This window comes from Microlunatus parietis (assembly GCF_013407955.1).
Taxonomy (GTDB): Bacteria; Actinomycetota; Actinomycetes; order Propionibacteriales; family Propionibacteriaceae; genus Microlunatus; species Microlunatus parietis.
This window is the reverse complement of sequence record NZ_JACCBU010000001.1, coordinates 5,926,452-5,939,166: the sequence shown is the minus strand read 5'-3', so window position 1 is coordinate 5,939,166 and position 12,715 is coordinate 5,926,452. Positions and strand designations below refer to the sequence as shown.

At 68.7% G+C, this 12,715-nt stretch carries 11 protein-coding genes; 6 read left to right on the top strand and 5 right to left on the bottom strand.

The features are described from left to right. The first annotated feature begins 176 nt into the window (after nucleotides 1–176). From BKA15_RS28620 to BKA15_RS28610, 3 genes are read left to right on the top strand one after another with little or no spacing between them, the layout of a single operon-like run. Nucleotides 177–1,820 (top strand): substrate-binding domain-containing protein, encoded by a 1,644-nt coding sequence (locus BKA15_RS28620; RefSeq protein ID WP_179756766.1) that lies wholly within the window; start codon nucleotides 177–179, stop codon nucleotides 1,818–1,820. Nucleotides 1,821–1,834: 14 nt separating this feature from the next. Further along, nucleotides 1,835–2,758 (top strand): ABC transporter permease, encoded by a 924-nt coding sequence (locus BKA15_RS28615; protein WP_179756764.1) that lies wholly within the window; start codon nucleotides 1,835–1,837, stop codon nucleotides 2,756–2,758. Then, the gene (locus BKA15_RS28610) at nucleotides 2,755–3,741 is read left to right on the top strand and encodes a carbohydrate ABC transporter permease (RefSeq protein ID WP_179756762.1); all 987 of its coding nucleotides are present in this window, start codon (nucleotides 2,755–2,757) and stop codon (nucleotides 3,739–3,741) included. The genes BKA15_RS28615 and BKA15_RS28610 overlap by 4 nt, the downstream gene beginning before the upstream one ends. Before the next feature lie 18 nt (nucleotides 3,742–3,759). Here the strand turns inward: BKA15_RS28610 and BKA15_RS28605 are convergent, their stop codons facing one another. Beyond that, a complete protein-coding gene (locus tag BKA15_RS28605; RefSeq protein WP_179756760.1) occupies nucleotides 3,760–4,761 on the bottom strand; it encodes a LacI family DNA-binding transcriptional regulator in 1,002 nt (333 codons plus the stop codon). 62 nt (nucleotides 4,762–4,823) lie between these two features. Here BKA15_RS28605 and yicI point away from each other — a divergent pair, with 62 nt between their 5' ends. Beyond that, nucleotides 4,824–7,076 carry an alpha-xylosidase gene (gene yicI / locus BKA15_RS28600; RefSeq protein ID WP_179756757.1) on the top strand — a complete coding sequence of 751 codons (2,253 nt, stop codon included), beginning with the start codon at nucleotides 4,824–4,826 and terminating at the stop codon, nucleotides 7,074–7,076. Here the strand turns inward: yicI and phnE are convergent. The 4 genes from phnE to BKA15_RS28580 are packed head-to-tail and all read right to left on the bottom strand — an operon-like array spanning nucleotide 7,073 to nucleotide 10,781. Beyond that, complete coding sequence (gene phnE, locus BKA15_RS28595) at nucleotides 7,073–7,918, bottom strand: phosphonate ABC transporter, permease protein PhnE (protein ID WP_312879471.1); 846 nt, start codon at nucleotides 7,916–7,918, stop codon at nucleotides 7,073–7,075. The genes yicI and phnE overlap by 4 nt on opposite strands. After that, nucleotides 7,915–8,685 carry a phosphonate ABC transporter ATP-binding protein gene (locus BKA15_RS28590; protein ID WP_179756755.1) on the bottom strand — a complete coding sequence of 257 codons (771 nt, stop codon included), beginning with the start codon at nucleotides 8,683–8,685 and terminating at the stop codon, nucleotides 7,915–7,917. Before BKA15_RS28590 ends, phnE begins: the two co-directional genes overlap by 4 nt. Nucleotides 8,686–8,688: 3 nt before the next feature. Beyond that, on the bottom strand, nucleotides 8,689–9,624 hold the full coding sequence (locus BKA15_RS28585; RefSeq protein ID WP_218871614.1) for a phosphate/phosphite/phosphonate ABC transporter substrate-binding protein: 936 nt from the start codon (nucleotides 9,622–9,624) through the stop codon (nucleotides 8,689–8,691). 17 nt (nucleotides 9,625–9,641) lie between these two features. Continuing rightward, nucleotides 9,642–10,781 (bottom strand): TIGR03364 family FAD-dependent oxidoreductase, encoded by a 1,140-nt coding sequence (locus BKA15_RS28580; RefSeq protein WP_179756753.1) that lies wholly within the window; start codon nucleotides 10,779–10,781, stop codon nucleotides 9,642–9,644. A 145-nt stretch (nucleotides 10,782–10,926) separates the two neighbouring features. Here BKA15_RS28580 and BKA15_RS28575 point away from each other — a divergent pair, with 145 nt between their 5' ends. Together BKA15_RS28575 and BKA15_RS28570 are read left to right on the top strand one after the other, a co-directional pair. Then, complete coding sequence (locus BKA15_RS28575) at nucleotides 10,927–11,688, top strand: GntR family transcriptional regulator (protein WP_179756751.1); 762 nt, start codon at nucleotides 10,927–10,929, stop codon at nucleotides 11,686–11,688. After that, nucleotides 11,685–12,365, top strand: coding sequence for a phosphonatase-like hydrolase (locus BKA15_RS28570; protein ID WP_179756749.1), 681 nt, complete (start codon nucleotides 11,685–11,687; stop codon nucleotides 12,363–12,365). Before BKA15_RS28575 ends, BKA15_RS28570 begins: the two co-directional genes overlap by 4 nt. The last annotated feature ends 350 nt before the right edge of the window (nucleotides 12,366–12,715 follow it).

Genomic DNA, 12,715 nt, shown 5'->3' with positions numbered 1-12,715 from the left:
GAGAGTCGAATCGATTCGAACCTGATCTTCTCACAGGTCTCAATTGAATGAAGGCTCTTGCCAGACACTCCGCGTCCCGCATAGCCTTCCGCTGTCGAAGCGCTTCGACAGTCGGTCGCCGATGCCGGCGGCTCGCCGGCGCTCGACCCGATCCCGATCACGAGGAAGTGATGATCATGACCGCAGGCACTGTGCCCGGAAGTCGGCTGAATCGCCGCTCGTTCCTTGCCTCCGTCGGCCTCGCCGGCGCCGGGTCCGCCCTGGCCGGCTGCTCCACGGGTGGCCCGTCGGCACCGGTCGAGCAGGGCGGCGAGATCGCGGCTGCCGTACTGCCGAAGTACGTTCCGGTGGACTACGCCAAGCCCGATGTCCCGAGCCAGAACGGGTCCCCGCCCGGATACACCAAGATGCCCGCCGAACTGGTCCGTTCGGTGCCCGAGCCGCCGGGCACCGGGATCACGATCAACGCGATGACGCCCTTGTGGGGCACCATTCCGCCGAGCAGCGGGAACCAGTACTTCGAAGCTGTGAACGCGATCCTGGGCAGCAAGATCAACTTCCAGATCTCGGACGGCAACACGTACGGCGACAAGCTGGCCGCGGTGCTGGCCTCGCCCAAGGATGTTCCGGATTGGGTGCAGGTGCCGAGCTGGAACCAGCCGCCCCGGTTCGGTACCGAGATCGTCGAGAACGTGTTCACCGACCTGACGCCGTACCTGGCGGGCGAGGCGGTGACGAAATATCCGAACCTGGCGAACGTTCCCACCGATGCCTGGAAGACCTGCGTCTGGAACGGCAAGCTGTACGGCGTGCCGTTCCCCGGTACTCCGATCGGAAACGCGAACTTCTACCGGGACGATCTGCTGGAGAAGCTGGGCATCACGCCTGACGTGAAAACCGTCCAGGACCTCTACGACCTGATGGTCGAGATCAACAATCCCGGCGGGAACCAGTGGGCGACCGAGGATCCGTGGAACATCGCCACGATGGCCTATTCCGTCGTCTCGAAATGGCAGCTCGGCGACAACGGTCTGGTCCACCGGGTGGAGACCGAGGAGTACCGGGCAGCCCTGGAGTGGGTCGCCGGCGTCTTCAAGGCCGGACTGGTGCATCCCGACGCGGTCGCCGGCAAGGACGACGAGAGCAAGAGCCGCTTCCAGGCCGGCAAGGCGTTGATCATGTTCGACGGCTTCGGCGGTTGGCACGAGGCACTGCGGGACAATCTGGCCGGCAACCCGAGCTACTCGCAGCGTCCCTTCGATCTGATCTCGGCCGACGAGTCGACCAAACCCTTGTACTGGAAGGGTGCGGGGGCGAGCATGCACTCGTTCATCAAGAAGAGCGATGATCCGGCGAAGGTCGAGGAGATCCTCAAGCTGGCCAACGTCCTCGCCGCCCCGTTCGGGACCACCGAGTTCCACTTGATCAACTACGGCGTCGAGGGCGTGCACTACACCAAGGGCGATCAGGGGCTTCCGGAGCCGACCTCGTTGGCGGCCAAGGAACTGCAGCCGACGTACGTCTTCCTGGCCGACCCGCCGGTGGCCGAGTTCCACATGCAGTATCCCGGGTTCGTCGAGGAGTACTGCACCTGGCAGCACCGGGCCGGCGAGCTCGCCGCGGAGCCGCTGTTCTACGGCATGAACATCGCCGAGCCGAGCCAGTACGCCTCGATCGGCCAGCCGTTCGAGGACCTGGAGTCCGACATCGCCCGCGGCCGGAAGCCGCTCAGCGCGTTGGACGACGCGATCAAGACCTGGAAGGCAGCCGGCGGCGATCAGCTTCGGTCGTTCTACCAGGAAATCCTGGACAAGCAGTAGGGCGAGGCCTTTCCATGAAGAGTAGGCGAAGGACCTGGCGGGTCAAGCTCAGGCAGGACCGATCGCTGTTGATCATGACCCTGCCCGCGGTCGTCCTTCTCGCGATCTTCGCGTATGTGCCGATGCTCGGCAATATCATGGCCTTTCAGCAGTATTCGCCGTACACGGGCTTCTTCCGCAGCGCCTTCATCGGCTTCGACAACTTCATCCGCGTGTTCAACAACCCGCTGTTCCTGAACGCGGTCAAGAACACCTTGACGATCACCGCCTTCCAGTTGGTGTTCTACTTCCCGATCCCGATCATCCTGGCGCTGCTGCTGAACAGCGTGATCTCACCGAGGATCAGAACCGCGGTGCAGGCCATTGTCTATCTGCCGCACTTCTTCTCCTGGGTGCTGGTGGTGACGATTTTCCAGCAGATCGTCGGCGGCGCCGGACTGATCGCGCAGACGTTGCGGTCCCAGGGATATCAGGGCTTCGACCTGATGACCGACCCGAATGCGTTTCTGATCTTGATCACCATGCAGTCGGTCTGGAAGGACGCCGGCTGGGGCATCATCATCTTCCTGGCCGCACTGAGCACGGTCGACCCGGCGTTGCACGAGGCGGCAGCCGCCGACGGGGCCAACCGCTGGCGGCGCATGTGGCACATCACGCTGCCCGCGCTGAAGCCGGTGATCATCCTGCTGTTGATCTTGCGCCTCGGCGACTCGCTGAGCGTCGGCTTCGAGCAACTGATCCTGCAGCGCGACGCGGTCGGCTCCGACGTGTCGGAGGTGATCGACACCTACGTCTATTACCAGGGCGTGATCTACGGCGACTGGAGCTTCGCCGCCGCCGCGGGCCTGGCCAAGGGAGTGATCAGTTTGTTGCTGGTGCTGGGTGCGAACAAGCTGGCCCACGTCTTCGGCGAATCGGGGGTGTACCAGAAATCATGACCACCGAACTGACCCACCCGACGACGACCGGCTCTTCGACAGGCTCAGGGCACGTGAACCCGCAGACTCGACGAGCACCGGCCCGGCGGCGGAAGCGCCCGGTCTGGGACGAGGAGCCCAGCAGGATCGGCTCCGCCGGCAAGGCGGTGGCGCTGGTCGCTGTCGTCCTCGTGGTGCTCTTCCCGCTCTACACCGTGGTGCTGACCAGCTTCTCCACCCAGGCGCACACCATCGAGACCGGCGGCCTGGTCGTCATCCCGGGAGAGCTGACCGCGCAGGCGTACGTCCAGATCCTGTCCGGCGGCGTTGTCACCCGCGCCGCCCTGGTCAGTGTCGGCATCACCACCGTCGGCACGATTCTTTCCACCACGGTCTCGATTCTGGCCGCGTACGGGTTGTCCAAGCCGAACTCACTCGGGCACCGGCCGATCCTGTTCATCTTCTTGATCACGATGTTCTTCGGCGCCGGGTTGATTCCCACCTATCTGCTGGTCAGCAACCTGGGCTTGATCAACTCCTATTGGGCCTTGATCCTGCCGACGGCGGTTTCGGCCTTCAACGTGCTGATCCTGCGGAACTTCTTCATGGGCATCGAGCCGGGCATCCTGGAGGCCGCCCGGATCGACGGCGCCGGAGAATGGCGGATCCTCGGCCAGATCGTGCTGCCGATGTCCGGCGCGGTGATCGCCGTGGTCGCCCTGTTCTACGGGGTCGGCTACTTCAACGCCTTCTTCAACGCCATGCTCTACATCAACGACAACGAGAAGTGGCCGCTCCAACTGGTGCTGCGTTCCTACGTGTTGCAGGGCGCGAACCTTCCGGGCGGACCGACCGCCTCCGACAGCCGGGTCACCGGCACGGTCGCCGGCCTGCCGATCAAGATGGCGGTGGTGGTGTTGGCGCTGGTACCGATCTTGATCGTCTACCCGTTCGTCCAGCGGCACTTCACCAAGGGCGTGATCTTCGGCGCCATCAAGGGCTGAGCCGTGCTCAGGCAAGGGCTAGGGCTGCCGGAAGGTGGAGTCCCGCTCGGTCAGCTGCGGTACCAGCAGCCGGATCTCCGGATCCTCGATCCCCTCGATCCGGGCCATCGCCAGGTCGACGGCGATCTCGCCCATCCGGACCGCGGGAAGATCGATCGAGGTCAGCGGCAGCTGCTGCCCGACCGCGACGTCGGCCGGGCAGAGGGCAATCACGCTGACCGCCTTCCCGGCCGGCCGGCCCGCCTCGCCCAGCGCGGTCAGGACGCCGGGCAGCGCGGCCTCGTTGTGCACGACCAGGGCGGTCAGCTCCGGCCGCCGGCGGAGCACCCGGCCGACCGCGTCGGCGCCGCCGGCGTGGCTGGCCTCGGCCGGCTCGACGACCGGCTCGGTGCCGGCAGCCTCGGCGCAGCTCCGGTAGCCGCGCAGCAGCCGCTCGGCGTACGACGTGTGCCGGCCCAGCACGGTCGGGGTCGGCCCGATCAACGCGACCTCGGTGTGCCCGAGGTCGAGCAGGTGCTGCATGGCCATCCGGCCGGCCGCCTCGAAGTCCAGGTCCACCACCGACAGCCCGCGCGGGTCGTCCGGCAGCCCGATCAGCACCGCCGGCCGGTGCAACTCCACCAGGGTGGGGATCCGCGGGTCCTCGGCCTCGATGTCCATCATGATCAACGCGTCGACCATCGACGAGGTGGCCGCCCGCTCCACACCCCGCGGGTCGTCCTGGGTGAGCAGCAGCACGTCCATCTCATGATCACGGGCCCGGGTCGCCACGCCGGTGACGAACTTCATGATCACGCCGACGTTCACATCGGTCCGCAGCGGTGCCACCAGGGCCAGCGTCCAGGTCCGCCGGGAGGCCAGCGAGCGGGCGCCGGCGTGCGGCCGGTAGTCCAGCTGGCGGATCGCCTCCTCCACCCGGGCCCGGGTCTCGGCCGAGATCGATCGCTTGCCGCTGAGCACGTAGGAGACGGTGGACGTCGACACCCCGGCCGCCCGGGCGACGTCGTTGATGGTGGCCATCACCCTCCTTCCGTACTGCTGGACGACGACCATCATAGGCCGCTGATCGGGAAGGGAATGGCATGAAGTTCACCGACGGGTATTGGCAAACGCTCCCCGGAGTGTCGATCTTGAAACCTCGCGCGGTCGACCAGATCGAAACCGCAGAAGGGAAACTCACGGTCTTCGCCCCGACCAGCCCTCTCCGCCGGCGCGGCGACTCGCTGAACCGGCCGGTGATCACGGTCACCTTCGACACCCCGGCCGAGGACGTGATCGGGGTCCGGATCGAGCACTTCACCGGCGGCCGGGACCGCGGCCCGCACTTCATGATCAACAGGACCGATCCGGCACCGGTGATCGACCAGCCGGACGGCGGCCCGGTGATGTTCAGCTCCGGCCGGCTGACCGCCCGGATCGCCACCGAGGGCGACTGGACGGTCGACTTCCTGGCCGGCGACACCGTGCTCACGTCGTCGACGCCGAACAGCGTCGGGGCGATCACCGACGGCGCCGGCCGTCACTTCATCCGGGAGCAGCTGAGCCTCGGCATCGATGATCACGTGTACGGGCTCGGCGAACGGTTCGGCCCGTTGATCAAGAACGGCCAGACCGTCGACTGCTGGAACGCCGACGGCGGCACGGCCACCGAGCAGGCGTACAAGAATGTGCCCTTCTACCTGACCGACGCCGGCTACGGCGTGTTCGTCGCGCACCCGGACCTGGTCAGCTTCGAGGTCGGCACCGAGGTGGTCTCCCGGACCCAGTTCTCGGTCGCGGGCCAGTCGCTGCAGTACTACGTGATCTACGGGCCGACACCGAAGGAGATCCTGACCAAGTACACGGCGCTGACCGGCCGGCCGGCCCGGGTCCCGGCGTGGTCGTACGGGCTGTGGCTGTCGACCTCCTTCACCACCGACTACGACGAGCGGACCGTGAGCTCGTTCCTGGACGGGATGGCGGAGCGCGAACTGCCGCTGAGCGTCTTCCATTTCGACTGCTTCTGGATGCGCCAGTTCCACTGGTGCGACTTCATCTGGGACCCGGCGATGTTCCCGGACCCGGCCGGCATGCTGGAGCGGCTGAAACAGAAGGGGGTCCGGATCTCGGTCTGGATCAACCCCTACATCGCGCAGCGCTCCGCTCTCTTCGCGGAGGGCAAGGAGCTCGGCTTCCTGGTCCGGACCACCGAGGGCGACGTCTGGCAGTGGGATCTCTGGCAGGCCGGCATGGGATTGGTGGACTTCACGAACCCGGACGCCCGCGACTGGTACGCGTCGAAGCTGAAGGTGCTTCTTGATCAAGGTGTCGACGCGTTCAAGACCGACTTCGGCGAACGGATCCCGAGCGAGGGCGTGGTCTGGCACGACGGCTCCGATCCGGCCCGGATGCACAACTACTACGCCCAGCTCTACAACGAGTGCGTCTTCGAGTTGCTGCGCTCCGAGCGCGGCGACGGCGAGGCGGTGATCTTCGCCCGCTCGGCGACCGCCGGCGGCCAGCAGTTCCCGGTGCACTGGGGCGGCGACTGCGAGTCCACGTTCGCCTCGATGGCGGAATCCCTGCGCGGCGGACTTTCCCTGGCGCTGTCCGGGTTCGGCTACTGGAGCCACGACATCGGCGGTTTCGAGGGCACCCCAGATCCGGCCGTCTTCAAGCGCTGGACGGCGTTCGGGCTGCTGTCCTCGCACTCCCGGCTGCACGGCTCCAGCTCCTATCGGGTGCCGTGGGCGTTCGACGAGGAGGCCGTCGAGGTGACCCGGAAGTTCGCCCGGCTCAAGCTGTCGCTGATGCCGTACCTGGCCCAGCTCGGCGAGGAGGCCCACGCTTCGGGGATTCCGATCATGAGGCCGATGGTGCTCGAGTTCCCGCATGATCGCGGCGCCGTCGCGGTCCAGACCCAATACCTGCTGGGTGATCGGCTGCTGGTGGCGCCGGTGTTCCGGGCGGACGGCCGGGCCGACTTCTACCTGCCCGAGGGCACCTGGACGCATGCGCTGACCGGGGAGCGGCTGTCCGGCCCGCGCTGGCACAGCGAGGTGTACGGGTTCGACTCGCTGCCGCTGTTCGTCCGGCCGGGCACGGTGCTGCCCTGGGGGGCCGGCCGGGACCGGCCCGCCGACGACCACCTCGACGGCTTGACCTTGCAGGCGTACGAATTCGCCGACGGTGATCAGGTCGAACTCGAGGTCGGCCCGGCCCGGTTCTCCGTCCGCCGGGAACAAGGGACGCTCACCGCCACGGCCCGGGGCACCGACCGGCCGTGGCGGCTGCGGGTCGGTGACCGGGTCGTGGCGGCGAGCGAGAACCGAGCGGTGCTGGATCTCCCGGGCTAGACCGCCAGCCGGCGGCGGACCGCGATACTGATCAGGTCGACCACGATGATCAACACCAGCACCTGCAGGATGTAGGTGAACATGGCGTCGAACTGGAACAGCTGGATCGACTGGTTGATCAAGAACCCGATGCCGCCGGCGCCGACCAGACCCAGCACCAGCGAGGACCGGACGTTGACGTCGAACCGGTACAGCAGCAACCCCACGCACTGCGGCACCACCGTCGGCAGCACGGCGTGCAGCGCGATCTGGGCGCTGCCGGCGCCGGCCACCCGAAGGGCCTCGACCGGACCTTGATCGGCTTCCTCCATCGCCTCCGACCACAGCTTGCCCATCACGCCGGCGTTGTGCACGATCAGCGCGAGCACGCCCGGGAACGGGCCGAGACCGACCGCGGTGACGAAGATCAGCGCGAAGACGACGTCGGGCACCGCCCGGAGCAGCGACATGATCCCGCGGGCCAGCTGATAGACGACCGGGTTCCGGTTCGTCGTCCGCGAGCCGAGCACGGCCAGCAGCAGCGCGAACGGGATCGACAGCGTGGTGCCGAGAAGGCCGATGTAGAGGGTGGTCAGACAGGCCTGGAAGCCCGGCAGCACCACCTTCGCCCAGTCGAGGTCGGGCGGCAGCGCCTCGGCCAGGAATCTGATCATGCCGTCGCCGCCCTGGGCGAGAGCGGCGATCGACACCTCAGTGTCGATCCAGGCCAGCACATGCGCGGCCACGACGACCGCCGTGACGACCACACCGATGATCATGGTCGCGGTGGCATGCGGCCGCGGCGGTACGGGCAGCCGGGACGGCTCGGGGAGCCGCCGTGGCGGCAGCACGGTGGTGGTCACGACAGGGCTCCGTCCGGAAGATAGAGGCCGGCGACCTGGCCGCCGTCGAGCCGGTCGGCCGGCGTGTCGAAGGTGATCACGCCGCCGCGCAGCCCGATCACCCGATCGGCGTGACGTTCGGCGAGGTCCGGCTGGTGCAAGACCGCGGCGACCGCCATCCCGTCGTCGTGGGCCAACGATCGCAGCAGCGCCATCACCTGCTCGGCCGCTGCCGGGTCGAGGGCGGACACCGGCTCGTCCGCCAGCAGCACCGGAGACCGCTGGCACAGGGCCCGGGCGATCGCCACCCGCTGCTGCTGACCGCCGGACAGCCGGCCGGCCGGCATGTGTGCCCGGTCGGCCAGGCCGACCCGGTCCAGGCAGGCCATCGCCTCCTCCTTCAGCCGAGCCGGGAAGGCCCGGACGCCCCAGGACCGGCTCAGCGGGAGCCGGCCGAGCGCGCCCGCGCAGACGTTCGCGAGCGCGCTGCGCCGGCGGACCAGATGGAACTGCTGGAACACCATCGCGACCCCTGCGCCGCCGTCCGGTCGCCGTACCTCGATCTGGCCGTCGTCCGGCTTCACCAGCCCGGCGACGCAGCGCAGCGCGGTCGACTTGCCGCTGCCGTTCGCACCGAGCAGGGCGACCAGCTCGCCGGCCGCGACGTCCAGCTCGAAGCCGGCCAGCACCGTCCGGCCGCCGAAGGTCTTGTACAGGTTCCGGACCAGCAGCACCGGTGGCTGCGGGACCGGCTCCCTGACCGGGGTCTGTTCCTTCGTCGCGATCATGGTTCAGACATCCGCTTCGGTCAGGCCGAGCGTCTCGGCGAGCTCGAACAGCGGCCGATAGGTCTCCTCGGTCACCTCGACCATCGGGCCCGGCTCCACGTCCAGGAACGCACCGACCTCGGCCACCTTGTCGGTCGGCAACTCGAGCAGCGCCGTACGAACGGCGTCCTTGAAGGCCGGGTCAAGATCACCGGCGACCGTGATCGGGTCGTTCGGGATCTCGGCGGAGGTCCAGATCCGCCGGTACGCCTGCTGGTCGAACGTGCCCTCCTTCGTCGCCGTGGCCAACTGCTGGGAGTTGATCTCCGCCGCGTCCACCTTCCCGTTGATCAGCGCCAGCAGCGCCTCGGGGTGGCCGCCGGCGTAGTCGACCTTCACCTGGTCGATGACGCCGGCCTCGGTCAGCGCCTGCCGGGGCAGCGCGTCGCCGGAGGTGGAGCCCGGGTCGGAGAGGGCCAGGCTGTGCCCGGCCAGACCGGCGACGTCCGTGATCGCCGAGTCCTTCGGCACCCAGATGCCCGCCGTGTACGTGCTCAGGGTGCCCGACGCGTCGGCGAAGGAGGCGATCGGCTCGGCGTTGGCGCGCTGGCTGGCGAAGACGTAGCCGAGCGGGCCGAACTGGGCGAGCTCGAGATTGCCGTTCTGCATCGCCAGCACCTCGGCCGAGTAGTCCTGCACCACCTGGAGTTCGACCGGGCAGTTCAACTTCTCGCCGAGGGCCCCGGCCAGCACCTGGTACGCCGGCACGAGCTTGGCCGGGTCCTCGAACGGCTCGACGCCGAACCTGATCTTGCCGCCGGGGCAGGTCGGCGACTCGGCGGCGGACGTGGCGGCGCCGGAGCAGGCGCCGGTCGCGATCAGGCCGAGCACGAGCATGCCGGCGGCGATGATCTTGGTCAGGGTTCGCGGTCGGGATGGCGGACGGGTCGTGTTGATCATGAGTTCTCCCTGGGTGGCTAGGTCGTCAGGGCATCGGCCGCCAGCCCGAAGGCCGTCGTCATGCCGATGCCGGAGGTCACCGAGACGACCCGGGTGGCCGGGTCGAGGTCGGTGATCAAGAAGTCGGTGTGGTCGGAGGACGCGTAGACGCCGCGCCAGCGACGCCGTACCGTCAGCCGGTCGGTGCCGAGCAGCCGGCGCGCCTCGGCGATGATCAGCTCCGCGGTGCCCTCCTCGTCGAAGGGCAGGTGGGTCCGGGCATAGGCATGGGAGTCGCCGATCACCAGGTTCCCGTCGGGACGCTGGGTGTACATCAGGTTCATCGCGAGGTCGAGCAGGTCCGGCCGCTGCTCCTGGAACCGCTGCCGGACGGCCGTCGCGGCCGTGCAGTCGGCCAGGCCGGAGTACCGGAGCATGGAGAGCCCGCTGAGCACGGCAGGGTCGACCGGCACCGGGGTGTCCGGGCAGACCTCGAGCATCTGCAGCAGGCAGCGGCGGAGTTCGACCTCGGCAGCGGCGGAGGGGGCAAGCCGGTCGACGTCATGGCCGACGGCGATGATCACCCGGTCGGCAGTGAACCGGCCGGCGGTGCTGATCACCTCGCCGTCGGCGACCTGCTGCACCTGGGCGCCCCAGTGGAACCGGACCCCCTCGGCGGCCAGCCAGGCGGCGAGGGCCGGCACGGCCTGGCGCGGGTCGACCCGAAGATCCAGCGGCAACCAGGCGCCGCCGACGGTGGCCGGGTCCAGCAGCGGCAGCCGGCCGGCGACCTCGGCCCGGTCCAGCAGCCGTACCTGATCACCGCCGCGACGTTCGGCGAACTCCTCCAGGACCGCGAACTCGTCCGCGGCCCGGGCGACCACGACGGTGCCACACTCGCGGAGCCAGAAACCGGCCTTCGCGGCCAGGTCGATCCACCGCTGCCGGCCGGCCAATCCGTAGTCGAGGGCCCGGCCCGACTGGGCGGTCAGGCAGATGTGGCCGAAGTTGCGGATCGAAGCGCCGACGGCCCGTTCGTCGCGCTCCAGCACCGTCACCCGGAGGCCGCGCTCCGCGGCCGCCACGGCGTGGGCCAGGCCGACGATGCCGGCCCCCACGATCAGCAGGTCGCTGTGGCCCGATTCACTGTGGCCCGATCCGTACTCGTTGCTCTCCATGACAGCAAACGTGCCCGCTCCGGAAGATCGAGTCAATCGAATCCGGCAGCTTGTCTAAACAAGTTAACCGACCATTAACCAGGCTTTCCGTACTGTTCATCGGCGACAGCTCGGCACCGGATGACGTACTTGTATAGTCAGAGTCGTGAGCCAACCCCTCTATCTCCGCGTGGCCGAGGAGCTGCGGCTCCGGATCAGCCGAGGCACCTATCCGGTGGGGACCCCGCTGCCATCGGAGGCCCAGTTCTGCGAGGAGTTCGGAGCCTCCCGGGGCACCGTCCGGCAGGCGCTCGGCACGCTGCGGCACGAGGGCATGATCGGTGGCGGCCAGGGCAAACAACCGGTGGTCCGGACGCCCGCCCTGGGCCAGCCGTTCGAGACGTTCATGTCGTTCACGGCGTGGGCCAGGCAGCTCGGCCGGGTCCCGGGCCAGCGGACGATCGAGGTCGCCCGCCGCGGCGCCGACGCGGTGACCGCCGACGTGCTCGGTCTCGATCCCGGGAAGCCCGTGGTCGAGGTGTTGCGGCAACGGACGATGGACGGCGAGCCGGCGCTGCTGGAGCGGAGCAGCTTCGTCGAACCGGTCGGCCGGCTGCTGTTCGACTGGGACCCCGACAGCGGCTCGATCTATGCCTACCTGTCCCGTCAGGGGGTGGACCTGCGTCGTGCCCGGCATACGATCGACGCCGTCGCCGCCGACGAGACCGACGCCGAGCTGCTCGACGTACCGGTCGGTTCTCCGCTGCTCCGCGAGCGTCGCTGCGCTCGGGACAGTCATGGCACGCCGCTGGAGTCCGCCGACGACCGCTACCGCCCGGACCGGGTGACCTTCACCATCGACAACGAGCGCCCGGCCCCGAACGGCGCGGGTGCCGATTTCCGAATCCTCAAGGAGACTTCCTCATGATCAGGTTGGCCGCGCTGGACATGGCCGGGACCACCATCGACGACGGCGGCGCGGTGTATGCGGCGCTGCGCAACACGGTGGCGCAACGGGTCGGCGCGCAGCCACCGGACCCGATCATGGTCCGCTGGACCGGCACCGACAAGCGGGCCGCGCTGGCCGGGCTGCTGGCCGACCTCGGCGCACCGGTCGACGCCGCCGAACTGGACCGTCTCTACTGCGACTTTCATGATCAACTGCTGACCACGTATCAGGACACGCCGCCGGTGCCGCTGCCCGGGGTGCCCGAGGCGCTCGCCCGGCTGCGCGCCGCGGGAATCCGGATCGCCCTGCAGACCGGCTACTCGGCCAAGATCGCCGAAACGATCTTGGCCGGGATCGGCTGGCGGGTCGGCGAGGAGATCGACGCGGTGATCACCAGTGATCAGGTCCCGGCCAGCCGACCGGCCCCGTACCTGATCTTCCGGGCGATGGAGGCGACCGGGGTCCGCGACCTGGCCGAGGTCGCCGCGGTCGGGGACACGCCGAACGACCTCGGCGCCGGCAGCAACGCCCGCGCCGCCCTGGTGATCGGCGTCCTCACCGGTGAGTACGGCGCGGCCGAACTGGGCCGGCACCGGCACACCCACCTACTGCCCAGCGTCGCCGACCTGCCCGCCCTGCTCGAAGGTTCGGCCTGACCTCGATCGGCTTCACCGGCGCAGGCGGTGCGGGCGCGGGAGTGTCGACAACCCCACCGACGTGAGGTCGACCGAGAGAGCAACTCAGCCGCAGGCCAGTCGTTCCCTTGGCGGCACGCCGAGTGGACTCCTTGTCCGGCGGATCGGGGGTCCGGTGGATTGGAGCGAAATCGCGGGTGAAGCGTCCGCTCGGCACGGCTTCGTCGAGTCAGGGGCCGCACCCAGGCCCAGTCGCCCGGCCCGGTCGACGCCCGGGTGTTCAGCAGAAGGGTCACCGGCGAGGACGTGCGGCTCAGCGCCCAGCCCCTGACGGAGTGGTCGAGACGCAATTCTGCGCCACTTGAGGGATC